21 protein-coding genes are annotated in these 22,593 nt (G+C 68.3%); 19 read left to right on the top strand and 2 right to left on the bottom strand.

Annotation, left to right across the window (positions count from 1 at the left end):
* Nucleotides 1–114 precede the first annotated feature (114 nt).
* The 16 genes from ACTWQE_RS16330 to ACTWQE_RS16255 all read left to right on the top strand — a co-directional run bounded on the left by ACTWQE_RS16330 (nucleotide 115) and on the right by ACTWQE_RS16255 (nucleotide 16,851).
* On the top strand, nucleotides 115–438 hold the full coding sequence (locus tag ACTWQE_RS16330) for a putative quinol monooxygenase (protein ID WP_443329663.1): 324 nt from the start codon (nucleotides 115–117) through the stop codon (nucleotides 436–438).
* Nucleotides 438–1,685: a helix-turn-helix domain-containing protein gene (locus ACTWQE_RS16325; RefSeq protein ID WP_443329662.1), complete on the top strand. Its 1,248-nt coding sequence runs from the start codon at nucleotides 438–440 to the stop codon at nucleotides 1,683–1,685. Before ACTWQE_RS16330 ends, ACTWQE_RS16325 begins: the two co-directional genes overlap by 1 nt.
* Before the next feature lie 39 nt (nucleotides 1,686–1,724).
* The gene (locus ACTWQE_RS16320; protein ID WP_443329661.1) at nucleotides 1,725–2,381 is read left to right on the top strand and encodes a GIY-YIG nuclease family protein; all 657 of its coding nucleotides are present in this window, start codon (nucleotides 1,725–1,727) and stop codon (nucleotides 2,379–2,381) included.
* Nucleotides 2,382–3,053: 672 nt separating this feature from the next.
* A complete protein-coding gene (locus tag ACTWQE_RS16315; RefSeq protein ID WP_443329660.1) occupies nucleotides 3,054–4,196 on the top strand; it encodes a helix-turn-helix domain-containing protein in 1,143 nt (380 codons plus the stop codon).
* Nucleotides 4,197–4,918: 722 nt separating this feature from the next.
* On the top strand, nucleotides 4,919–5,047 hold the full coding sequence (locus ACTWQE_RS16310; RefSeq protein ID WP_443329659.1) for a hypothetical protein: 129 nt from the start codon (nucleotides 4,919–4,921) through the stop codon (nucleotides 5,045–5,047).
* Between the two features lie 240 nt (nucleotides 5,048–5,287).
* Nucleotides 5,288–5,665 (top strand): CU044_2847 family protein, encoded by a 378-nt coding sequence (locus ACTWQE_RS16305; protein ID WP_443329658.1) that lies wholly within the window; start codon nucleotides 5,288–5,290, stop codon nucleotides 5,663–5,665.
* A gap of 18 nt (nucleotides 5,666–5,683) precedes the next feature.
* Nucleotides 5,684–9,925, top strand: a complete 4,242-nt coding sequence (locus tag ACTWQE_RS16300; RefSeq protein ID WP_443329657.1) for an nSTAND1 domain-containing NTPase — start codon at nucleotides 5,684–5,686, stop codon at nucleotides 9,923–9,925.
* On the top strand, nucleotides 9,910–10,455 hold the full coding sequence (locus ACTWQE_RS16295; protein ID WP_443329656.1) for an LppP/LprE family lipoprotein: 546 nt from the start codon (nucleotides 9,910–9,912) through the stop codon (nucleotides 10,453–10,455). Before ACTWQE_RS16300 ends, ACTWQE_RS16295 begins: the two co-directional genes overlap by 16 nt.
* A 253-nt stretch (nucleotides 10,456–10,708) precedes the next feature.
* The gene (locus ACTWQE_RS16290; protein WP_443329655.1) at nucleotides 10,709–11,071 is read left to right on the top strand and encodes a hypothetical protein; all 363 of its coding nucleotides are present in this window, start codon (nucleotides 10,709–10,711) and stop codon (nucleotides 11,069–11,071) included.
* 916 nt (nucleotides 11,072–11,987) lie between these two features.
* The gene (locus tag ACTWQE_RS16285) at nucleotides 11,988–12,182 is read left to right on the top strand and encodes a hypothetical protein (RefSeq protein WP_443329654.1); all 195 of its coding nucleotides are present in this window, start codon (nucleotides 11,988–11,990) and stop codon (nucleotides 12,180–12,182) included.
* A gap of 203 nt (nucleotides 12,183–12,385) precedes the next feature.
* On the top strand, nucleotides 12,386–12,895 hold the full coding sequence (locus tag ACTWQE_RS16280) for a hypothetical protein (RefSeq protein ID WP_443329653.1): 510 nt from the start codon (nucleotides 12,386–12,388) through the stop codon (nucleotides 12,893–12,895).
* A gap of 64 nt (nucleotides 12,896–12,959) precedes the next feature.
* The gene (locus ACTWQE_RS16275) at nucleotides 12,960–13,130 is read left to right on the top strand and encodes a hypothetical protein (RefSeq protein ID WP_443329652.1); all 171 of its coding nucleotides are present in this window, start codon (nucleotides 12,960–12,962) and stop codon (nucleotides 13,128–13,130) included.
* A 71-nt stretch (nucleotides 13,131–13,201) separates the two neighbouring features.
* A complete protein-coding gene (locus ACTWQE_RS16270) occupies nucleotides 13,202–13,540 on the top strand; it encodes a hypothetical protein (RefSeq protein ID WP_443329651.1) in 339 nt (112 codons plus the stop codon).
* Nucleotides 13,541–13,608: 68 nt separating this feature from the next.
* A complete protein-coding gene (locus ACTWQE_RS16265) occupies nucleotides 13,609–14,280 on the top strand; it encodes an AAA family ATPase (RefSeq protein WP_443329650.1) in 672 nt (223 codons plus the stop codon).
* A 107-nt stretch (nucleotides 14,281–14,387) separates the two neighbouring features.
* On the top strand, nucleotides 14,388–16,538 hold the full coding sequence (locus ACTWQE_RS16260) for a DEAD/DEAH box helicase family protein (RefSeq protein ID WP_443329649.1): 2,151 nt from the start codon (nucleotides 14,388–14,390) through the stop codon (nucleotides 16,536–16,538).
* Nucleotides 16,486–16,851, top strand: coding sequence for a helicase associated domain-containing protein (locus ACTWQE_RS16255; RefSeq protein ID WP_443329648.1), 366 nt, complete (start codon nucleotides 16,486–16,488; stop codon nucleotides 16,849–16,851). Before ACTWQE_RS16260 ends, ACTWQE_RS16255 begins: the two co-directional genes overlap by 53 nt.
* Before the next feature lie 5 nt (nucleotides 16,852–16,856).
* Here ACTWQE_RS16255 and ACTWQE_RS16250 read toward each other — a convergent pair.
* Both ACTWQE_RS16250 and ACTWQE_RS16245 read right to left on the bottom strand, forming a co-directional pair.
* A protein-coding gene (locus ACTWQE_RS16250; protein ID WP_443329714.1) for an IS5 family transposase occupies nucleotides 16,857–17,673 on the bottom strand; the annotation gives its coding sequence in 2 pieces (ribosomal slippage) (nucleotides 16,857–17,474 and nucleotides 17,476–17,673; 816 coding nt in all).
* A 100-nt stretch (nucleotides 17,674–17,773) separates the two neighbouring features.
* Entirely contained in the window at nucleotides 17,774–19,315 is a 1,542-nt protein-coding gene (locus ACTWQE_RS16245) for an oxidoreductase (protein WP_443329647.1), read from the bottom strand.
* A 208-nt stretch (nucleotides 19,316–19,523) separates the two neighbouring features.
* On the opposite strand from ACTWQE_RS16245, the gene ACTWQE_RS16240 reads away from it, so the two are divergent.
* From ACTWQE_RS16240 to ACTWQE_RS16230, 3 genes are read left to right on the top strand one after another with little or no spacing between them, the layout of a single operon-like run.
* The gene (locus ACTWQE_RS16240) at nucleotides 19,524–20,459 is read left to right on the top strand and encodes an ABC-three component system protein (protein WP_443329646.1); all 936 of its coding nucleotides are present in this window, start codon (nucleotides 19,524–19,526) and stop codon (nucleotides 20,457–20,459) included.
* Nucleotides 20,456–20,722 (top strand): ABC-three component system middle component 6, encoded by a 267-nt coding sequence (locus tag ACTWQE_RS16235; RefSeq protein WP_443329645.1) that lies wholly within the window; start codon nucleotides 20,456–20,458, stop codon nucleotides 20,720–20,722. Before ACTWQE_RS16240 ends, ACTWQE_RS16235 begins: the two co-directional genes overlap by 4 nt.
* On the top strand, nucleotides 20,700–22,469 hold the full coding sequence (locus ACTWQE_RS16230; protein WP_443329644.1) for an ABC-three component system protein: 1,770 nt from the start codon (nucleotides 20,700–20,702) through the stop codon (nucleotides 22,467–22,469). The genes ACTWQE_RS16235 and ACTWQE_RS16230 overlap by 23 nt, the downstream gene beginning before the upstream one ends.
* Nucleotides 22,470–22,593 lie beyond the last annotated feature (124 nt).

Below are 22,593 nucleotides of genomic sequence, written 5' to 3'. Positions count from 1 at the left end.
TTGCGAGTCAATACTAGATTCGCAATATTCCAACGCTTCCACTGCTTGACGGCGGGTATTCGCAATGTGCCTGATGTTGTGAGAAGGTGACCGCAACACCGAGGAGGAGGACGCATGCCGTACGGCCTGGTAGTTCGCTTCACCGCGCGAGACGCGGCCGCGGCCGCAGCGTTTGACCAGCTAGCTACCGAGACCCTGCAGGGGATCCAGGCCGAGGAGCCCGGGACGCTGGTGTACGTCAACCACATCCCGGTCGACGCGCCGAACGCCCGCGTCTTCTACGAGCTGTACGAAGACCGCGACGCGTTCCTCCAGCACGAGGAACAGCCGCACACCAAGCGGTTCCTTGCCGAGCGCGAGCAGTACCTGATCAGCACCGAAGTGACGTTCCTCAACGAGGTCGCCGGCAAGCGGCCTGCATCTGCACGGGAGAGTTAGTGACGGACGATCAGCAGCGTGCCTTCGGTCGGCGAGTCAAGGAGTTCCGCAAAGCGACGGGCCTTGACCAGCAAGACCTGGCCGCGCGCCTCGGCAAGTCCGCGAGCTGGGTGTCCCAGGTGGAGCGCGGACTGATTCCCGTGAGGAAGCTGGACATACTACGCGAACTTGCCGGTCAACTTGGTGTGTCCCTCCACAAGCTCGAGCCGTCGCTTCCGAGGGTCGGCCCGGAGGAGCCGCGCGAGGCGGTCCCGGTCAACGACCTGGACGGGGCGCGACTGCTGATCTCCGGTCATCCAGCCCTGGACGTCCTGCTCCCGAGCGCGGACGTGGACGATGGGCAGCCCGCCTCAGTGGCTGACCTCGCCAGCCGGGTCGACGTCGCCTGGGACCTGGCACACCGCTCCGAGTTCGCCGAACTCACAGCCGAGCTCCAGGTTTTGATCCCGGCGCTCGAGCGCGGAATCAGGACCTCCACCGGCGATGAGCGCGTGATAGGGCTCCGCCTTCTGGCCCGCACCTATCAAGCACTGTCGGCATCCTTCGTCCGCCAGGACGAGGCCGATGCTGCTTGGATCGCCGCCGACAGAGCAATCAGCGCAGCCGAAGCGTCTGGCGAGCCGCTCGAGGTCTGCGCGGCGATCTTCCGGCTCACACATGCATTCGTCCGCCTCAAGCACCTCGACCAGGCAGAGCACGCCGCGCGGACTGCTCTTCAGACTCTCAGTGATCACCTGGCCAACCGACCACCGACACCGGAGGAGAACTCGATCCTCGGATCTCTGCACCTCGTCCTGGCCCTGATCCACTCCCGGGCAGGCAGGCGTACTGGCGCCAAGGCCGAGATCGAAGCAGCTAGAAGGGTTGCCCAGGCCCTGGAAGCTGACCGCAACGACTTCGACCTCGAGTTCGGCCCGACCAACGTAGAGATCCAAGCTGTCTCCACCAACGTCGAACTGGGCGACGCCGGCGAGGCGATCGACATCGGAGAAGCCCTCGACACCAGCGGCCTGTCGGCCGAGCGGCAGGCACGACTGCTGATGGATCTGGGCCGGGCTTACGTACAGCGTCGGCAGACGGGCGAGGCCCAGGACTGCCTGCTCCGCGCTGAGGAGCTCGCTCCCGAGATGCTGCGCTCGCATACCGCTGCGCGCGCCGCGATCCGCGAGCTCGTCTTGATCAGCGGGGACTCAGCACCTTCGGAACTACTCGAGCTCGCCGACCGTGCGGACGCACGGGAAAACTGACCAGCGACGAAGATTCCTTGGCCGACGGATGGGAGCGCGATGAGTACTCAGGCCAACCAGTCAGCTAACGAGCCTCTCACCGGACAGGCAGACGTGGTCTACGTGATCGGTAGCCCCGACTCACCGCTGGTGAAGATCGGCCGTACTGGCAAGATCACCCAGCGACTAGCAGAACTTCAGCGGATGTCGCCCGTGCCCCTGGACGTCTTGTGCACTATCCCTGGCGGCGCGGCACTCGAGGCGGCACTTCACAGACGGTTCGCACCACAGCGCCGTCATGGAGAGTGGTTCGAGCTCGGCCATGATTCGAGTGACGCAGTTCGCTCCGCGGTCATCGACTTAGACGTCGTTCCCACGCCACGGAGGGTGAAGCCCCCACGGCCACGGGCAGAGCGAGAGCCATCTGAGCACTTCCTCGTCCCACGTGTCGCGCCGCAGCCACTGACGGAATGGGCTGTGCCGCGCGACGCACAGGAGCGGGTCGTGCAGGAGTGGCTGGACAGCAAGTCGGAGCCGTTCCACTGCAGTAACTGCATGTGTCCCCTCGGGTGCCACTCGCCCGTGCGACCTCACATGTGCGAGCAGTCGTTCCCCTACGACGACTGGTGCCTGTGCACGGGTTACGAGGGCCATCTGCCTTCCCCGCTCGAGGGATATGACCTACCCGGGCAGAGCTGGCGATTCTGGCGCGAATGACTACCTCACCTAGGTGAGTCCCCCAGCCGCCCGAAACTTCCGAGGAGGAAACTGTTCACCGTGATCACAAAGCATCCCCCATGAATGACCAATGGCCGCCCTGCTGTCACAGGAACGGCCATCAAGCGACTCCCCAGCCTGGCAGCAACCGGAGTCGTGGTCAGCGCGGTGACCGCGCCGGGTGCCTCGGACACGAGGCCCGTGTGGTCACCTACCCATCAGAATAGACGGCGTCACCGGATGAAGCCCAGTACGGGTCCACTGTGGTGCTCCGCGTCACCTTGATCGGCTGATCCACGGCTCCCTCATCAAGGGACCGTAAGTGTCAAACCTGCACATCCTTTCCGCCCTCGCGGGCGCGCGCTCACGCGCTTCGCACCCTCGCCGATGCGGCAGCTCCGGCCTGCCCGCCCGAGGCTTGCCCACCCCTCAGCGAAATGGGCAAGCCTCCCACCTGCTCTTTCCGTGTCCTGGGCAAGCCGTTGGGCAAGCCCCGGTGAGAAGTGTTCATGGCACAACATCCACGAGGAGGTGTGTCGTGCACGACAACGGACGGGCGCCTGCGTCGCCATGCTCGGTGGCGAGGAAGCCCGGGATCGAGTGGGCGACAGCAGTCCACAGTTTGCCGCCCGCAGTGTCCGTCGGCGGGTCCGGCTCGATGGAGGCGACCCAGTGACGGCCGCGCACATGGGTCTGGTCTTTGAGGCTCAGGGACTGGACGGTCCGGAGAAGTTGTTGCTTCTGGCGTACTGCAATCGGACCGATGACCACGGTTACTGCTGGCCAGGACAGAAGCGGCTTGTCGACGACTGCGGGACGTCTGCGGCCACGGTCAAGCGCGTCAAGAAGTCTCTGGTCGACAAGGGGCTCATCAGTTCGGTGCGCCGCGTCAATCCGGTGACCGGCGACCCGATCACCAATCTCACTCGGGTGAATCTCAAGCTGCTGAGCGAGATGGCCCGGCCGAGGACGGTCTACGACGACAACGTCGTCGAGCAGATCACTTTCGCTGAGGATCTGCCGGTTCCGAGGAAGCAGCGGAAGGCGAAGCCTCGACAGGACTCTGACCTGCTGTTGGCTCAAGATGAGCCCAGCCCTGACCTGCTGATGGCTCAAGATGAGCCCACCCCGGGCTCATCTTGGGCCCGCCCCCGGCTCAAGATGAGCCCGCCCCCGGCTCATCTTGAGCCACTAACCCTCATTGATCCCTCAGAGAACCCTCAGCCATCCCTCCGTCCTTCCGCGGCGGGCGTTTCCGCCGGCGGAGCGTCGCGGGATTCGGGACCGGATGGAGGTAGGGAAGGAGGGATGGGCGGCGGCGGTCCTGGGGTTGGGCAAGCCGTCGAGCTGACCCCGGGTGTGGAGGTGCTGCTGGCGATTGGCAGCGAGATGCCCGAGTGGCTGCTGACTGGGGATGTGCTCCGAGACCAGGGTGCTGTTGTCAGTCGCATGCTGGAGCATGGATTCACCCCGCAACAGGTGCGCCAGGTGATCGTCTCGAGGCCGTTGCCGGTTCCGCTGACTCACACGGTGGGTGCGATCGTCGCGAAGCGGCTGCGGGATCTGGAGGCTGGCGGTCCCCCTGGGGCTGTGCTTGCGATTCCGGCTCAGAATCCTGCCGGTGAAGGCGCCTTCGGCTGGGGCGAGTCGGAGCGGTCCACGACCGCGGCGGCGGATCGCTCGATTCACGAGGCTGCCACTCGCCGCGTCCATCACGAGTGCCAGGGACTGGAGGGCTTGTGTGGCCGTCCGGTTCCCGCCGAGGGAGAGCTGTGCAGCCAGTGCAGTCCGAGCCGGGACAAGGTTCAGGCGTGACCCGGGCGTCATGGGGCCCGCTCCGGGGGCATCGTCGGCCGGGCCCATGGAGTCTGGCCGACGAGCGCTCCCGGCGCAGAAGCCAAGGAAGCCGGCAGCACGCTGCGCGCCGGCGACACGCGTGACGAGCAGGTCCGAATCCTGGGCACCTACGAGAAGGCGAAGGCCGACCGCCTCGCGACATCCGCCGGCGTTTCCGTGATCGACGTCGTCACCCTGGTGCCCTCTCTGGGCCCCCAGGCGCCCGCCAGCGCGCCCGTGGAGCCGCCGCCGACCCCATCTCGCCGCCCCGAAGATCGCACAGAGGCACAGCCGCCCGCACAGGCGATCAAGGAACCGGCTGGTGGCCTGGCACCCGACCTTCGCCCGTCCGGCCAGCCCAAGCCGGCCGCTGACGTGGCCGAGCCGCAGGCGGGCGGGAACGCTGACGAGAAGGAGTGGACCTCGTCGCTGGCGCGTGCCGGGAGGCAGCACATCGCGTCGGGAGCATCCCGGCTGTACCCAGTAGTGGAGGATGCGGCCAGGTACGGCGGCCGGATTGCCTTCACGGTTCGCGCCAAGAAGAAGGCGTTCAAGCACGACGCCGGCCGTATGGCTGACTCACCGGGTGTGCGTCGCAACGTCGTCAAGCGGCCCGACAGCACCGAGGAACGCTCCTACGGCCACAACGTCGGCGGTCCCGGCTTAGGCGAAGAGGGCTCCGACGGTGCCAGTTCAAAGCCATGGTCGACGCCGCCGGCGGAGACGTCGCCGCCGCTGTACACACATGGCTCACCGCCACCGGACGCCTCGACCCTGACGCAGTCATCGTGGGCCTGGAGATCCGCGCCTGGAAGCCCCGCGAGTACTGAGCGGACCGCCGGAGGGGTCCACGAGAGTAACTCTCGCGCCATGCATCGGGGACTGGGCAACATAACCGCAGCTCAAGGCTGTGATTACCTATGGAGCAAGTGAAGGGCAAATACAAGGAGGCGGCGCACGGCTGCCTCACCGGGAACGTTATCGAGCTGAATGGCCGATCGCGTCACGAGCGCCTCTCGCCAGCGCTAGGGTTCGCGCATTGCATGCGGTATGTGGCGGAGGGGGACTCGATGCCCGAATTACTTAGGGTGCCACTGGAGAGCGGCGGTTCTGTGCTGGTCGAAGTCGACGGCGGCCCGCAGGCGGTGGTCAGGGTGGCCAGGCCCGGTGGGATGGTGGCTGAGGCGTCGGAGACGCTGGAGCGGGGTCTGGAGAGTGTGCGGGAGGCCGCGCACTCGGTGCTCGGCAAGGTGGCGGACATGCCGCGGCAGCCGGACAAGATCACTCTGGAGCTCGGGCTGAAGCTGTCGGCGGAGGCGGGCGTCTTTCTCGCCAAGACCGCTGGTGAGGGGTCGCTCACCCTCACCATGGAGTGGGACAAGCAGCGGCCGGATGCCGTGCCGGTGACCCAGGTCGTTGCCGCGCGCAACGGCGCCGTGACGGGCTAAGGGCGCGGGGGCGTAGCGGTGCCCGGACCTGTGCCCAACCCCGGGATCGCGCGCCTGTGGTCGCGCGGCGCGTGGGCCTCACCGCAGGGCGCGGGCTTTCTGGCTGGCCCGAGGACCGTGCTTACCTGCGCGCATGTCGTGGCGGCCGTCGCCGGGGAGCGGGAGCGGAGCCCGCTCGCGGCGGGGCTCACCGTCGATCTGGACTTTCCGCTTGCCGGGCGGGGGGCCCGCCTGCAGACCGCTCGGCTCGTCACGCACGTACCTGTCGCGGAGGACGGCTCGGGCGACATCGCCGTCCTCGCGCTCGACGAGGACCCGCCGCCTGGGGCCGAGCCTGTGCGGCTGCTGGATGTGGAGACGGTGCGTGGCCACCCGTTCCGGGCCTTCGGCTTCCCGGACGGCGACGACGAGGGCGTCTGGTCGCTCGGCACGATCGTGGACGACCGCGGCCGGGGCTGGGTGCAGTTCGAGAGCACTGGCGCCTGCGAGATCCGGCAGGGCTTCAGTGGCACGCCGCTGTGGGACGAGCGGTTCAAGGGCGTGGTTGGCATGGTCGTCGCCACCGACGGGCGGTTCCTCCAGCGGGCGGCTTACGCCATCACCGCCGGCGTGCTGTTCGAGGTTCACCCTGAACTGCGTCGCTATGCCGCGCTGCCGTCGCCGTTCCGTGGGCTGGAGTCGTTCCGGGAGCAGGACGCTGTCCACTACTTCGGGCGGTCCGAGCAGATCAAGTCGCTGACCGAGGCGGTCACCAGGTCGTCGGTCGTCCCGGTCATCGGGGTGTCCGGGGTCGGCAAATCGTCGCTCGTCCACGCCGGTCTGGTCCCCGAGCTGCGCAGGCGCGGGGACTACAGCATCGCCTCGCTGGTCCCGGAGCCCGCCCTGGGGGCGGAGTTCATGCTCGCTTCCGCCCTGCTGTCGTTGCTCAACGCGCCGGGCGACGTCACCGAGCCACTCGAACAGCTCGAACGGCTCGAACGGCTCGCCGGACGGCTGCGGGAGGGAGGAGCCGCGCCGGTCGTCAGGGAGCTGCTCACCCGCTCCGGAGCGACCCAGCTCCTCCTGATCGTGGATCAGTTCGAAGTGCTGTTCCGCTGTTCGCCGGACGCCGCCGACGCCTTGGTCGAGCAACTGGTGGGCATGACCGGGTGGCGCACCGCGGACGGCGGGCCGCTGGTGCGGCTGGTCTTCGCTCTGCGGCTGGACTTCCTGAAGGCCATGCGGCGCTTCCCGGTTCTGCAGCGCGTGTGCGAGGCGTCGCCGGTGCTCGTCGACCGGCTGGCCGAGGACCAGCTCCGTGACGTCGTGCTGTCCCCGGTCGCCTCGTTCCACGGAGCCGTACGGTTCGAGGAGCGGCTCGCCGAGCGGCTGCTGTCGGACGCGGGCCGGAGCCCCGGCGCGCTGCCCCTGCTCGAGTTCACCCTCACCCTGCTGTGGGAGCGACAGCACCAAGGCGTCCTCGGTCACGCCGCCTACGAGGAGCTCGGCCGCGTCGCGGGCGCCCTCGCGTCGCACGCGGAGCGGATCGTCAAGGAGCGGCTGGGCGACGTGCGGGAGGAGGTGCGGCGGCTGTTCGTCCAGCTCGTCCGCCCTGGCGATGGAGGCGCCGACAACCCGGTCGACACCGGGCGCACCGCGCGTCGCCCGGAACTGCACCCCGCTTGCTGGAAGGCCGCCCAACTACTGGCCGTCCAGCGTCTGGTGCACCTCGATCGCGCATCCGACGGCGTGGAGACGGTCTCGCTCGCCCACGAGGCGCTGTTGGAGCACTGGCCCGCACTGCGTTCCTGGGTCGACGCCGACCGGGACTTCCGGAGGTGGCAGGAGCATCTGCGCGAGCGGATCGCACGCTGGGAGCAGAGCGGCCGCGACCGCGCCCTGCTGATGCGCGGCTCCGAACTGAGGAAGGCACAGCAGTGGCTGCGCGAGCGGCCGGACGACATCCCCGAGTGCGAACGCGCCTACCTGCGGGCGAGCCTGGACTGGCGGCGGCGCCAGCGGTCCCGCAAGGCCGTCGTGGCGACGGCGGTGGCGGTCGCGATGGGCACCTTGACCGGGGTTGGTTTGTACTCGGTACGCGGCAGCAAGGCCGCCGAGTTCTCGGCCGGCCTCGTGCAGCAGGCGCAGCGTCAGGCGGACTCCCATCGGGAGAAGGCCGCGCTGCTGTCCATCGCTGCCTGGCGCACCGCGCCCACCCAGCAAGCACGCGACAACCTGTTCGCCCGCTATCTGGCCGACGCCCCGTACGACGCCGTCCTGCCCGCCGGCGGGGAGGTCGCGGAGACGGCGCTGGACGACTTAGGTCGGGTCGCTGCGGTACGGACCGGTGCTGGCCGGCTGTCGGTGTGGCGTGTCGGAGCGGCCGGCGGACCCTCGCTGATCGTCCGCATGGACGGCGTCTCGGCCGTCGCGGTCAGTCCCGACGGCACCCGGCTGGCCCTGGGCGGCGACGGCAACCGCGTCAGGATCTGGGACCTGCGAGCGGGCAGGACCCTGCTGACCCTGCAAACCGCGACGAGCACCGCCAGCACCGATCAGGCGGTGGACGAACTGCGCTTCGACCGCAGGGGACGCCGTCTGTTGGCGCACCCTCCGAACGACGACACGGCCCAGGTATGGAACCTCGACCGGCCCACCGCCCGGCCCGTGGCCCTGGAACCGCTTGGCGAGCGCACGGCCGATGGCTTCGCCTTCGACGCGGACGGCACGCACGTCGTGGCCTCCGACCCGGGGAGCCAGCGGGCCTGGGACACGCGCACCGGCCGCCTGACGGCTGCCCCCGGCTTCGAAGGGCCCGAGTTCGTCCCCGGCCCCCGCCCCGTGACCGCGACATGCGCCAACGACAAGTGGCGGCTGTCCGACGTCTCCGCCGACAGACCCGACCCCCACCTCTTCCAGAGCCTCCCGTGCAGCTCGAAAAGCGACTTGGTCGGCGAGTTGGTCGGCATCTCCGACCATGTCGTGCTGACACGCGAGGACGAAGAGGTGACCGTGCACGACGCCGCCACCGGACAGCGGCTCTCCGTACTGGCCGAGGACGGCGCCGCGGGCCGCTACACCGGCTACGCCCTGGCCGGCGCGAGCCGCCGCATCGCATTCGCCCGCGGAACGGAGGTACTGGTCACCACCGCCCCAGCGCCCGGCTCGCTCGCGACCGCCGAGATGTTCGTCACGGGCGGGGCGGACACCGGCCAGCACGACGAGGAAGCCGCGCAGTTCTCCCCCTCCGGCCGCTATCTGATCACGATGGGTGTCGGCGGTGCGGTCGCGGTATGGGACCCGGCGAGCGGGCGGCGGATCGCCGCCACCGGTGCAAGTGGGGTCCAGTCGCGCGCGTGGCTGGCCTTCGACGCCGAAGAGAAGACCCTGGCCGTCCATGATGCTGGACAGTCAGTGACGCTCTACAGCCTGCCCTCGCTCCAAGTGCAGCGGCGGATACACCCGGATGCGCCCCTCGGGTCGGCGCCACATGAGGGGGTGTCTGGCCTGGGATTTACTCGGCAGGGCCACCTGGTCGCCCTGGTGGGAGGAGCCGTCTCGCAGTGGGACGTCAGGACCGGCCGCGAGGTGGGTGAGGCGCTGCTGTTCCGGGAGGACTCGGCGGTCGACCGGCGCCGGTACGCGACCACTCTGGCAGCCGACCCGGGGTCCGAGCGGATCGCCGTGACGACCCCGGATCTGCGCGGAGTGGAAGTCTGGGATCTGCGCGACCGACGGCGGGTCACCGTGCTCGTGCCCGGCTTCCGCGCACCGCTCGCCGATCGGGACGCCGTTCGCTTCAGCAGGGACGGCCGGCGTCTGCTACTGGTCGGCAAGGACGGGAGCGCGGAGGTGTGGGATGCCGGGGGCGAACGCCGTGAGACCGCCGTCCCCGCCGACGCCGCCCGCACCACGGCCTTTCTCGCCGGTTCAAACGAGACCGTCAGCGTACGGCGGGGAATGGTCGAGCGGTGGGGCCCCGGCGGGCTCTCAGCCCAAACCCGCATGCCGGCAGCCGCTCACGTACGGGCCATCGTGCCGTCACCCGACGGCGAGCACCTGCTGCTCAGCGTGCCGCTGAGCACCGCCCAGGAGAGGCAGGAGAGCCTCGTCCAGAGCACGGAGGCGGTCTTCCAGCTCAGACAGGCATCCGCCAGTGACTGGGCCGCCGAGCTGTGCTCACACGTCACACGCAACATTTCACAGGAGGATCTGATGACTGTGCAGTACGGAATGCTGGAGCGGGTCCTGCTGGGGGTGAGGGCATGCGGCGACCGGTAGGGGCCCCGGCCGTCGCGGCAGTGCTCTGTCTGCTGCTGGTGACGGCGTGCGGGTCGTCGGACAAGGCCCGGCCGGCCACGAGCCCGTCCATCTCCTTATGGAGCACACCGGGCCCCTCTGCAGTGAAGTCCTCCGGAGACGTGATGGAGCCCTTCGACGTGGACCGGGCGGTGCTCCGCATCAAGCGCCTGGGGTTCACGGCCGACACCGAGCCCGGCACCCTGAAGAACCTCCGCGGACCCCTTCGCGCGATCCACGCTCACTGCACCGGGAGCGTCGATGGCCGCTGCGTGTCCGTGTTCTTTTTCCACGGCAACGAGTACGCGGGCTACGACGCGCGCCCGTACCACGCATCGACGATCAAGAGTCAGGACGGGGAAAGGGTCACCCTCTCCTATCCCGTGTACTTGCCGACCGATCCGCAGTGCTGCCACTCCGGTGGCGAGCGCGAGTACCGGGCGCGCTGGAAAGGCGGCAAGGTGGTCTTCTCGCCCCCGCTGCCGGAGAATCCGACTTCCCCTGACCGGTGATCTCAGCCGCGCGTCCCATCCAGCCAGCCCTCGCCACTATCGAGCTCGCTTGTCGATGCGTTTGGGATGGTGGAGGCGCTGCGGGCCGTGGTCCAGGAGGTCAAAGGCTGGCGGGCCCCGCGACATCGCCAGCCTCAAGGCCCTGCCGCCGGCCACGTCCAGCCGCGGCTGAACAAGGCCGGATACAAGGGCCGGGTGCGGGGCAAGAACCGCATCCGGGCCGAGAAGACGTCACGACCGCAAGGGCAAGCCGGTGATCGGCCCGGACGGCAAGCCCGTTAAGACCTGGTCATCGCTGGCCAAGGCCGGCCGCCAGCACATCGCTTCCGGTGCGAGCAGGCTGCGGCCCAGTCGTGGAGGACGCGGCCCAGTTCGGCGGGAAGTGCGGGCCCGCAAGGGAGCGTTCATTACGGAGGAGCGGGCCTACGCCGACAACCGCGGCGGCCCCGGATCCGGCGAAAAGGGCTTCGACGGGCGCGAGTTCAAGGCCATGGTCGACGCAGCAGGAGGTAACGTCGCGGCAGCCGTGCAGAAGTGGCTGGTTGACACCGGCCGCATCGAACCGGGCACGGAGATCGTCGGCCTGGAGATCCGCGCCTGGAGCGAAACCAGGTGACCGGTCGAGCACCCAAGGCCCGGAGGCACCGCTCCGGGCCTCACCCGGACTCGGAGGACATGCGGTCCATCACGGCCCGGCCGTCGGGCCGTTCGAGCAGTGCGCCAACTACGTGGGCGGCATCGGCCGCGTCCTCCAGTAGGCGCATGGAGAGCCGGAGGGCATTCGCAACGGCTGGGACCGCGACCAGTGTTCGCGGGGATTCACGCAGTTCGCGCCCTGCTCGATGCGGGCCTGCCGGTACTCGAAAGACGATTTCGCTCATGCCGCCCATCGTCGTCGAATCCGCAACCGTCCCAGGCACACCAGCCGTCCGCTGGCTTGTCGTGCATCGCCGCAGCAGGGGCGCCCGTGCTCGCCTCCCATCCGTGCGGAAGTGAGCGACACAGGGCATCGGCCGCCGAGGGCCCGAGCCTGATCTTCGGCCACCGCCCTGTCCGCGTCCCGGGGAGACGTGACCGATTCCCCGGCTACCGGCGGCATGGCCGATCCGCGTGACCGGTGACCGACGGCCACGGTGACCGATTCAAAGAGCCGTGGCCGATGGCCGGTGCGACCGTAGTCGGTCATCGGCCATCGGCCATGGCCGATCTGCCCTGCCCATCGGTCACTCCTCCACCCCCTCCGGCCGCGCATCAAGCACCGCCCGGAAGCAGGCTTGCCCGAGATTGCATCGACCGGTCACGAGGGGCTTGCCCAGGGCCTCGGTGGGCTTGCCCCGATCGACACTTGGGGCTTGCCCTGCAATTGAGCAGGCCTCTCACCCGCCCTTTTGGGCAGCTGGGCAAGCCTTCGGGTAAGCCCGCCTGAGGAGAGTTCATGGCACGAGTTCCGAGGTGAGACGTCCCGTGCCAGACGTGCAGCATCCCGTTCCCATCACCGGCGGGAACGTCACCACCTGGATACGGAGTGGTCAGTGTTCTGCGCCAACGCGGCTGTCCAGGCCGCGGTGACCGACTGGCTGATGACCGATCACCTGGCCGATGGCGTCGCTGCCGTGACCGATGCGGTGACCGACGGCATGACCGATTCCTGGGTGCGCACCCCTGGGGGCCTGCCCAGCTGCTTGCCGCTCTCCGGCCACACAACCCGCGCCGGACCGACAGGCTGAGCGAATCCGATCGTGGTCCTGCAGCGTGCCACGGTGACTAACTGCCTGTCAGGGCTGCTCCAGGCGCTCAGTCCTCCCTGGACATCCAGGCGCGCATCGTTGATTCTCCGGAACCCCCAAGTATGCATTCCATTGCTATGCATAATCGAACTATGCATAATGGACGTATGCGGAACGGTTCCGCGTGCAGTGAAGGAGGGATCGTGGCCATCAGCACCCGGACCGAAGTCGACGACCTGGACCCCAACAAGCACGTCGTCCTCCCCGCCGTCGGCGGTACCGACGTCCTCGGCGTCGTCTTCGACGAACAGGGCGCCATCCCCACCCGCGGCCGATTCGCCGCCTGGTCGCCGAAGGCCGGTACCCGCAACGGCGTCGTCGGCTTCTTCGGCACCCTGGCCGAAGCCGCCGACGCGATCGGCACCCTGTACGACGCACCGGCTGAGCCGGCCACGGAGGCCGAGCAGACCGCCGCCGAGCCCAAGTGGCAGACGCTCAAGGGCGTCACCACTCCCTTCCAGGTGTACGTCGAGCAGTCCGACGACCTCATCTGGCTGGCCCGGGACCGGCGGACGCCGACCGGCGAGCCCATCGAGGTCGTCCGGCTGGAGATGCGCGCGAGCTGCCGCTACGGCTACACGGCCGACGACCGCCAGATCGACTTCGTCGGCGTCGCCACCAAGTGCTGGGTCGTCGCCGGGCCCGGAAACTGATCGCCACTCCTAGGTGGGCGACCGCCGTGGCCGCCCAGCCCCGGTCAAGTACGGAGAGGCAGACATGAGCAGGCAGGACGCCATCGCCCAGGCCGCCGCAGCGGCAGACACGCTCCAGCAGACCAGGAGCATCGTCGACCTGCACACCATGCAGAACGCTGTGCAGCGGGCGCTGAACCTGGGTGCCAGCCTCCAGGACATCGCCGCCGCCCGGGCCGACACCCAGCAGAACTGACGCGGCACCCCTCGGGCGGGCGGTCACAACGTCCGCCCGCCACATACCAACCGACAGGAGCAACCGCCGTCATGACCACCCCCGCCTCGCCGCCCTCCCCCGAAGTCGCCTACGCCACGGCGCCGCCGCTGAACCTGGAAGCAGACGAGCTGATGCGGCTGCGGCGCTCGATTCCCCAGCGCGAGTGGCTGCTGCGGTACGCCGCGCTCGGCGACCGACAGACCCTGAACGCCCACCCCGACGACGGGAAGGCGCAGACCGGAGCCCTGCGGCCGATCCAGAAACTCATCGGCTACGACACCGAGCACGGCACCACGACCGGGCCGGTCGCCCCCGATGACGCCCAGTGGGCTGCCTTCCCCCGTGGCTACGTCCGCCAGGAGTACGCGGCCTGGGCCGCCTCGCAGTAGATCGCCCCCCTGCCGCTCTTTTACGCGGTAAAAACCGCCCGCCCCCTCGCTCGCCCCCGGAGGCCTCGATGACCGGCACCGCCCCGACCGTGCACATCACCTACCAGCACCGGACCCTGGCGCCCGCGACCATCACCAACCCCCGGCGCGAGACATTCGGATGGAGCTGCTCGGCGCAGGGCTGTCCAGTCCGCATGGCCGGCTACGGCGACCAGGACGCCTCCCTGAAGGACGCAGCTGAGCACGAACAGCGCCAGGCGGTAGCCCTGTTCACCCCCGGCACTCTCGTGGTCCCAGTGGGCCCGGGCGGATCGGGGAAGTCTCGGTTCGCCGCGATGTTCCCGAGCAGCTGGGTGGTCTGCCTGGACGAGCTGCGCGAGCGAGTCTCCGGGGACGCCGGCGATCAGTCCGCGACCCGGGAAGCGGTCGCCCTGCAGGACCTGCTGATCCCCGCGCGCCTGACGCGTGGCCTCACCACAGTCGTCGACTCCACCAACGTCGAAGCCCGCGTCCGCCGCGGCCTGGTCGACCACGCCCGGCAGCACGGCCGACCCGTCGCGGCCGTCGTCTTCCTCACCGGCCTGGAGATGTGCGAGGCCCGCAACAGCCGACGGCCGGCCAACCGGCGCGTGCCCTCCCCCGTCCTGCGCCGGCAGTACGAGCAGACCCTGGCCGCCGCGCCACTGCTCGCCGACGAGGGATTCACCGACATCCGCACGGTGGTCGGCGACCACCGCTGATCCGGCCGCCGCTCCCCGCCCCGCTGTACGCGAAGCCTTGGGGTGCGCTGGACGGCGGCAGCCCCTACCTGGAAGCCTCATCCCACGCAGAGAGCGAGAGACACAAGATGCTGAAGCCCTTGCGGGAGCACCAGGCCGAGGCGGTCATCGCCACGGTGCGCGAGCTCGAGCTGCCGGCGGGCACACCGCTGCCGTCGGCAGGCCTGCGTACCCAGGTCATCATGGCCACCGGCAGCGGCAAGACGCTGGTGGCAGTGCACACCGCCGAAGAGCTCACCGCCGACCGCGTCCTGGTTCTGGTCCCCTCGCTCGACCTCCTGGAGCAGACCGCCCGAGCCTGGCGCGAGGGCGGCCGGCCCGGGCCGTTCTTCGGCGTCTCCTCCCTCAAGTCAGAGGAGGTCGGATTCCCCAACACCACCGACGCCGACGAGCTGGCCAAGCTCACCAGCGGGCCGGGCCGCACTACGGTGTTCGCGACCTACGCCTCCCTCGGCCTGGGATTCCTGGAGAAGGCCCACACAGCGGGCCTGCCGCTCTGGAACCTGATCATCGTGGACGAGGCGCACCGGGTTTCCGGCCGGATCGGGAAGCCCTGGGCCGTCGTTCACGACAACACCCGCATCCCCGCCGAACGGCGCCTCTACATGACCGCCACACCACGCGTGTGGCAGGCCGGAGAGGCCGACGGCCGCCGCGACCCCGGCGAGCTGGTCGCTTCGATGCTGGACGACCCCGAAGGCGTCTTTGGCAGAGTCGCCTTTCACCTCTCGCTGGAAGAGGCGATCGAGCGGGGCATCGTTGCCCCGTACCAGGTGCTGGTCGTCGACGTACAGGATCCGGCACTGAATTCGGCACTGCGCACCGCCGGCGACGGCAGCGAAGAGGTGCGCGGCAAGCGGCTGGGCGCGCTGCAGGCCGCGACGCTGAAGGTGACGGCGAAGGAGGACCTGCGCCGCTTGCTCTCCTTCCACCAGCGGGTCGCCGAGGCCGAGGCCTTCGCACTGGGACTGCCCGGCAAGGCCGGCGAACTGCACGCCGAGGCCCCCGACCTGTACCCGGCCGAGAGCGAGGTGTGGGCGGAGTGGCTGCACGGCGAGCACAAGCCCGCCCACCGGCGGGGCGTACTCGGACAGTTCGCCGCCGATACGACCGACGACAGCACCGAGATCAGGCTGCAGCTGATCTCCAGCGTGAAGGTTCTCGGAGAGGGCGTCGACACCCGCGCATGCGACGCCGTGGTCTTCGCGGACGTCCGCGGCTCGATGCCGGATCTGGTCCAGGCCGTCGGCCGCGCGCTGCGCATGCACCCCAGCGAAGGGAAGATCGCCACCCTCGTGGTGCCGGCATTCCTCGCCCCCGGCGAGAAGCCGGACGCCATGCTCACCTCCCCCGCGTACAACGGCCTGGCCAAGCTGCTCGCCGCGCTGCGTGCACACGATGCTCGCATCGAGAAGCTCACCGACCCGGGTAACTCCCGCACCCGCGTTCCCGAGCCCCGCGACGAGACCGCCGACTTCGACGAGGACCTGGACCAGGGCGCCGACGGCGACGAGACACCGGCCGTCAGCCGATCCGCCAAGGACCTGCTGCGGTTCTCCGCGCCGCGCGACGCGCGTCAGCTGGCCGCGTTCATCGAGCTGCGCGTGCTCAACCCGGAGCGGGTGCACTGGCGACGCGGCATCCAGGCCGCCCAGCGCTACGCCACAGAGCACCAGGACCTGCGCGTGCCCTACGGCTACCGCACCCCCGCCGACTGGTCCCCGGCCGAGTTCCCGCTCGGCGTGTGGGTCACCGACTGCCGCCGGCACTACAACGCCGGCCGGCTCGACGCCGAGCGCACCGCGCAGCTGGAGAAGCTGGGGATGGTGTGGTCGTCCTTCGACGCCGGCTTCGAAGAGGGCCTAGCCGCGGCCGCCTCCTGGGCCGCCGAGCACGAAGTCGGCCTCGCTGCACCGGTAGACGCCGCTCATGGCGAATACCCGGTGGGCCGCTGGCTGAAAGAACCAGCGGGCGGCAGCCCGCCGGGCCGCCGAGCTCGAGCGGTGCCGGGCCGCGGGCCTGCCCGAACCGGCTGGCGGCGCAGCGCCTCTGTCGGACGAGCGCCGGCAGGCGCTGGAGGAGATCGACCCCGGCTGGTGTCCGAACTGGGGCATCGACTGGCAGCGCCTCTTCCGCCTCGCCTGGAACCACATCAGGGCCGGCAACGTGCTGCCGGACAAGGCAGGCCTGGCCGTCGCGGACGGCGAAGACCTGGGTAAGTGGGCCGCCGCCCAGCGCGCTGGCTTCGCCATACTCACCACGACCCAGCAGTGGATGCTCACCAGCGTGCTCGGCATCACCGCGGCACCGGCCAAGCGCACCCGCGCCGAGATGTGGGCCCAGAACCTGGCCGCCGCCCGGCAGTACCGCGAGCGGGAGCGGCACCTCGAAGTGCCGCGCAGCCACACCGAGCAGGTCGGCGAGCAGGCCATCCGGCTCGGCGCGTGGATCAGCCAGCAGCGGGTGAAGGCCGCGAAGCTGGCACCCGATCGCGCAGAGGAACTGTCAGCGCTCGGAATGCGGTGGTCTTAGAACTCCTAACGCAATGACACGAGCCTCCTCCAGCAGATCAAGACGCATCCGAGGCTGAGCAGGGCCTCATGGATGTCGTCGCGGATCTCCCAGCGGATCCGTAGACGGCGAAAGTGGTGCAGCAGCGCGAAGACGCGCTCTACCACCCACCGCTTGGTACCCAGTCCCGAGCCGTGCTGGGTGTTCCGGTGAGCGATCACTGGGCGGATGCCGAGGTCGCGCACCAGCCGACGGTACTTGTCGTGGTCGTAGCCTCGGTCTGCTAGGACCACACCCGGGCGCCGCCGGGGCCTGCCGCGCTTACCGCGCACCGGCGGGACGGCCTGCAGCAGTGGGATCAGCTGGGTAACGTCGTTACGGTTGCCGCCGGTCAGGGTGAAGGCGAGCGGGATCCCGGTGCCGTCCGTGATCACATGGTGCTTGCTGCCTGTCCTGCCTCGATCCACAGGGCTCCGTCCCGTCTTCCCGCCTCCTTTGAGGGCTCTGATGTGGGAAGAGTCCACTGCTGCGTGAGAGAAGTCGAGTGCGTCTGCTGCCCGAAGACTCGCGAGCAGAGTTTCATGCAGCCGCTGCCAGACACCGGCTTCCTGCCACTCGACCAAGCGACGCCAGCAGGTCATCCCCCGAGCCGAAGCCCAGCTCTTGCGGCAGGTGTTCCCACGCGATGCCAGTCTGCAGCACGAAGATGATCCCCTGCAGGACTAAACGATCGTCGCGCCGCTTGCGACCGGGATAGCGGAAGCGGCGTTCGACCTTCGGCAGCAGCGGCTTGACCACCGTCCACAGTTCGTCGCTGACCTCCCAAGGCTTCGGCCGTGCCAATTCCGCGCCCCCACAGACGTTGATCAACTTGGTTCCGAGTGGAACAACCAGATCGTTGATCATCGTGTTCCTGGACTGGGCGGGTTCCGCCGTCCGCCCGCTAGTTTCTGTTCAGGGTTCGGGTCACCCCCGCGACGACTGCTGTGGTGAGTACCCAGCCTGCGGCGATCAGCACGTAGGCCAGCCACTGGGGGCCGCTGTCCGTCCAGTACCAGGCGGTGCGCTGACCAAGGCCACCGATGGGAATTAGCAGGTCGAGGGTGTAGACGAAGGACTGGAACGGGGCGCCTTCTCCGGGCTTCACCGGGGTAGGAGAGTGGGCCCCGAATACCAGCGTGCCGAGCAGGGCCAGCGCGATGAGCCACACGCCAGCCAACCACGGTCGGTAGCCGTAACCAACGGTGGCGTCCAGTAGATGACCCCATATGCGTCCCGCAGGATGCAGCGTGCTGCGGCGGTGGCGCTGCTTCGCAAGGAGCACCCGGCGCGCGTCGCCGTCGTGGCCGATCTGCCGGTACCAGCCTGCCAGTTGCTCGTACGGCTGCGGGGCGTAGCCGGGATTCCGGCGGATCCATGCCAGGCGACTGGCGACCTCGTCCCCCGCGGGCATCGTGTCTCCCACAGGCGTTCCGTCCTCCCCTGCCGCCCCGCCTTCCGTGGACGCTGTCTCCCCGAAACGGATGGAGCCGTACGTGAACCCTTCCAGCAGTACTTCCTCCGGCCAGGCCCGCTCGCTGTCCTGGCACCAAGTGGCATGCGCGGAGCGGAGGTCCACCGTACCCGAGGGCGGTGTGGCGGCCCTGAAGTCGAAGTCCCCCACGTGCATCGCTATGCACACCAGGGCGGTGCCGTCGCCATTCAGATGTGCTCCCTCGAAGGTCAGCAGGTCCTCTATGCGAGCACTTCGCAGCCGCACGGTCCCCTGCGCGGTGAATCCCTGGGAGCAGTCCACGGTCGAGGCGGCCACATGGCCTGCGGCGAGTGCGACACCGTCCGCGTTCTCCAGCCGGGCGCCCTGCAGGAACAGGCCCTTGGGCAGGTGTGCGCCAGGCAGCCGCAGCCCGCCCTGCGTGGTGAGTCGCTTGCCGAAGACGCCGCCTTCCATGACGAGTCCGCCCGCGAGCACCGCCCACTCTCCGGGGCCCGAGATCCTGGCGTCGGTCAGGATCAACTCCCCGGCCACCCGGGCGTTGATGAGTGTGAGAGAGCCGCCTGCAAGGGTCGACCGCCTCAGGTCGAGGGCGCCGTCGATCCGGGCAAGCCCGGCGTCGATCCCAGGAACCCAGCTGTTCGCGATCCCGATCGTCCGGGTCGCGGCCCCGTACAGGCTCACCGCCTCCTCCAGCCAGCAGTCCTCGAACCAGAACGTGTGACAGATCTCCGCTCCGGACAGGTCGAGGCGGCCGGTGATCCGCGCACCGGCGAGCCGCAAGGCGGCGACGACGCCGGACCGCTCGGCATTCGCGCCGAGCAGCAGCGCCGCCACGACAACTGCGCGAACAGAGCGTTCGGAGCCCCACTGGGCACCCGCGGCGGGTCCGTCCGCCTCCGACACGCCCGTACGCAGATCCACAAGACGCCCCTCGGGGAAGGCGTCCCACAGTTCACGTTCCGGCTGGGTCAACTCATCGTATGAAAGCACCCGTGCAGGGTAATGACCTGCTCATCCTCAGAGCCCGCCCTGTCGCACGCCAAGTGGGAGACGGATTCATTCTGTTGGTGGTTCTTAAAGCGAATGGGACCGGACGGAGAGGACAGCAGCCTGCATGGCGATTGACTCACTGAGGTCGCAGGGGTACCTAGGGTGATCATGCGAGGCTACGCTTGGGATCTGCACGCTTGGGGGGTGTATGCAGTACGAGCAACGTGCCTACGCACACGTCAAGTTCCTCGGTCTGATGGCGGAACTGTACGAGAACGAGTTCGAGGACTTCTTCCACCGCTTGATGTGCTCGCGGTATCCCGACTTCCTCGACGTACGAACCGCCGGCAGCCTCGGGGACATGTCGGCGGACGGCCTCACTCTGCACTCTCGCAAGCTGTATGCCTGCTACGCCCCCCAGACGGTGAACCCCTACGAGATCCGCAAAAAGTTCAACAAGGACTTGGCGGGCGCAATCGCCAAGCGGGCCGGACAGTTCGATACCTTCGTCTTCGTCCATAACGACAGGCGCGGCGTGCACCCAGAAGTGGCGTCCCTGCTCGCCACTGCGGAATCCAGCACACCGGCGGTGGGCTTCCAGCAGATGGGTGCTCGGCGCTTGTGGCAGGAGTGTATGCAGCTTGACCAGCTGGCTGCCGAGGACGTGCTGCGCTGCGAGATACCGATCAAGGAAATGACATTCGGCATCGGAATGGAGGATCTCGAGCCGCTCCTGAAGCAGCTACAGGAGTTGCGTACGGAGTCCGACCCTCTCATGCCTCTGCCTGACGTCCCCCTCGAAAAACTGGACTTCAACCGGATCGAAGGAGCCGACCGGGAGGACCTCCGACGCGGAAAGCGCCAGAGTCACCTCGTCGATGCCTTCTACGCCGGAACGATGAGTGAGTTGGAGCATGACGAAGTGGCGGAGGGCTTCCGCCTGTACTACCAGCAGGTGCGCCGGGACTGGAGTGAGCCTGAGGATGTGCTCTGGCAGCTCAAGATGTACGTCCTGGGCAACGCCCAGCCGCGGCCAAAGGTCTTGCGTGCGGCTCTGGTCGTGCTGGCTCACTTCTTCGATCGTTGCGACATCTTCGAGGCTCCACCCGCCGGCTGGCGTCCCGACATCGGGCTGTCGGCGTGATCACTCCGACGAAGGGCCTCGCCCCTGACCGGTGCCTGCTGGCCGTAGGGGCCCAGATCCTCATTCAGTTGGACGAACCGCGCACGGTCAGTCAGGCGTGGTCACGGCTGAAGAGTTGGAGGGCGGGCCATAGTCACACCTCGCCGGTATCGTTCGGCTGGTTCGTCCTGGCCTTGGATGTGCTCTACACCATGGGTGCTGTAGAGCTGGTCCAGGACGTCCTCGTTGCTAGGAGCACGGATGCTGCGCCGCTTGAGCGCTGACGACGCCCGCTTCAAGACCGTGACGTTCACCGCGGGATTGAACTTGCTGGTCGCCGACACGACCGCGTCATCGGCCGACACCGACAGCCGTAACAGCGCCGGCAAATCAAGCGTGATTGAACTCGTTCACTTCCTCCTTGGCTCCCGAGCCACCGCCAAGTCATTGGCAATGAACAAAGCCCTGCGAGGAACCACCTTCGGCCTCGACATGGACTGGCCGGGGCTGGCTCAGCTCCTGGAGGCCCGCAGGAGTGGCAGTCGAGCCAAGGTCGTGTCCCTGAGCCATGACGTGTTTGGCGTATCAGCCGATGCCCTCTTCAACGGCAACGGCACCGGCGGCGTCGAGCTGTCGGTGGAACAGTGGACCCGGGCGATCGAACGGGATCTGTTTGGACTTCGCGGAGACCACCCAGGCGTGAGCGGCCGCACCCTGCTCTCTTACCTGGTGCGCCGCGCCTCATCTCACGCCTTCAATGAGCCCACCAGGACCTTCTCCCAGCAGTCCGCTGCGGAGGCATCTTCCAACCTTGCCTACCTTCTGGGCCTGGACTGGCAGTTGATCGACGGATATCGCGAACTCGCTGCCCGCAAGGCAACGCGTACCCAGCTACAGAAGGCGGTCAACGACCCCGTCTGGGGTCGCATCGTCGGCTCCACCGCCGATCTCCGGGGGCAGATCACGTTGGCGGAAGCTCAGGTGGAGCGGCTGCGTGGGCAGGTTGCCACGTTCCAGGTTGTCCCCGAGTACGAGCGGCTCAAGGACCATGCGGACCAGGTCAGCAGGCGAATCAAGCAGCTCGCCCAGGAAGATGTGATCGACCAGCACAACCTCGAGGAGCTCCAGGCCGCGGTCACTGAGACCGCGGACGTCGAAGTGTCCTACCTCGAACCCGCGTATCGCGAGCTTGGAGTCATCCTCAACGACCAGGTCCGGCGCCGATTCGAGGACGTGAAGACCTTCCACCACTCGATCGTCCGCAACCGGCGCCGGTTCCTCGAAGAGGAGATCAATGAACTCACCGAACGGCTGAGCGCGAGGCGCGCGGAACGCGCCCGCTTGGGAGAGGACCAGGCACGTCTGCTGCGGGACCTGGCCGACGGAGGCGCCCTGGAGGCTCTCACAGCTCTGCAGACCGCACTCGGTCGTGAAGAGGCCGCGCTTGGTGCACTCCGGCATCGCTTCGAGGCAGCGCAGACGCTTGAGGCGAGTGCCCGGCAGATCACTGCCAAGAGCGTGGAGCTCCAACAGGCCGTGGACACCGACCTCCAAGAACGTCGGCGGCAAACGAACGAAGCCATCCTGCTCTTCTCCCAGTACGCGCAGCGCCTGTACGGAGAGGGCCGCGAGGCCTACCTCGCGATCGAAGCGGGCCGCAGCAGCCTGAGCATCACCCCTCGCATCGACAGCGATGACAGCCGGGGCATCAACAACATGGTCATCTTCTGCTTTGACCTGACGCTGGCAGTCCTTGCTCACCGCCACGGCCGCGGTCCCGACTTCCTCATTCATGACAGCCACCTCTACGACGGTGTCGACGAGCGCCAGATCGCCAATGCGTTGGCCCTCGCTGTCGAAGTGACCGAAGAGGAGCGCATGCAGTACATCGTCACCATCAACACGGACACCCTTGGCGTAGCTGCCCAACGCGGATTCGATCCGAAGCCCTACATCCGCAGCCCCCGCCTTACTGACCACGACGACGGAGGGCTCTTCGGCTTCCGGTTCAAAGCCGTCGGCAAGGCGTAGCCTCGATCGTTCATGAGTCCTCGTCGGTTTACTGACGGGGACTCTGCGTCTGTGGGGTGCGGCTTTTTCTGTGCCAGTGCACGCGGAGGGCCCGGCTGTCGCGTCGGGTGGGCGCCGGGTTCCA

Source organism: Streptomyces sp. 8N706, from assembly GCF_052245415.1.
GTDB lineage: Bacteria > Actinomycetota > Actinomycetes > Streptomycetales > Streptomycetaceae > Streptomyces.
The sequence above is the reverse complement of the archived record's forward strand: the minus strand, read 5'-3'. Positions and strand labels throughout refer to the sequence as shown.

Bases quoted from the DNA above. Each gene is read 5' to 3' on its own strand.
- ACTWQE_RS16330 (WP_443329663.1), top strand. From the start codon at position 115: ATGCCGTACGGCCTGGTAGTTCGCTTCACCGCGCGAGACGCGGCCGCG.
- ACTWQE_RS16320 (WP_443329661.1), top strand. From the start codon at position 1,725: ATGAGTACTCAGGCCAACCAGTCAGCTAACGAGCCTCTCACCGGACAG.
- ACTWQE_RS16310 (WP_443329659.1), top strand. From the start codon at position 4,919: ATGGTCGACGCCGCCGGCGGAGACGTCGCCGCCGCTGTACACACATGG.
- ACTWQE_RS16305 (WP_443329658.1), top strand. From the start codon at position 5,288: ATGCCCGAATTACTTAGGGTGCCACTGGAGAGCGGCGGTTCTGTGCTG.
- ACTWQE_RS16295 (WP_443329656.1), top strand. From the start codon at position 9,910: ATGCGGCGACCGGTAGGGGCCCCGGCCGTCGCGGCAGTGCTCTGTCTG.
- ACTWQE_RS16275 (WP_443329652.1), top strand. From the start codon at position 12,960: ATGAGCAGGCAGGACGCCATCGCCCAGGCCGCCGCAGCGGCAGACACG.
- ACTWQE_RS16270 (WP_443329651.1), top strand. From the start codon at position 13,202: ATGACCACCCCCGCCTCGCCGCCCTCCCCCGAAGTCGCCTACGCCACG.
- ACTWQE_RS16265 (WP_443329650.1), top strand. From the start codon at position 13,609: ATGACCGGCACCGCCCCGACCGTGCACATCACCTACCAGCACCGGACC.
- ACTWQE_RS16260 (WP_443329649.1), top strand. From the start codon at position 14,388: ATGCTGAAGCCCTTGCGGGAGCACCAGGCCGAGGCGGTCATCGCCACG.
- ACTWQE_RS16240 (WP_443329646.1), top strand. From the start codon at position 19,524: ATGCAGTACGAGCAACGTGCCTACGCACACGTCAAGTTCCTCGGTCTG.
- ACTWQE_RS16230 (WP_443329644.1), top strand. From the start codon at position 20,700: ATGCTGCGCCGCTTGAGCGCTGACGACGCCCGCTTCAAGACCGTGACG.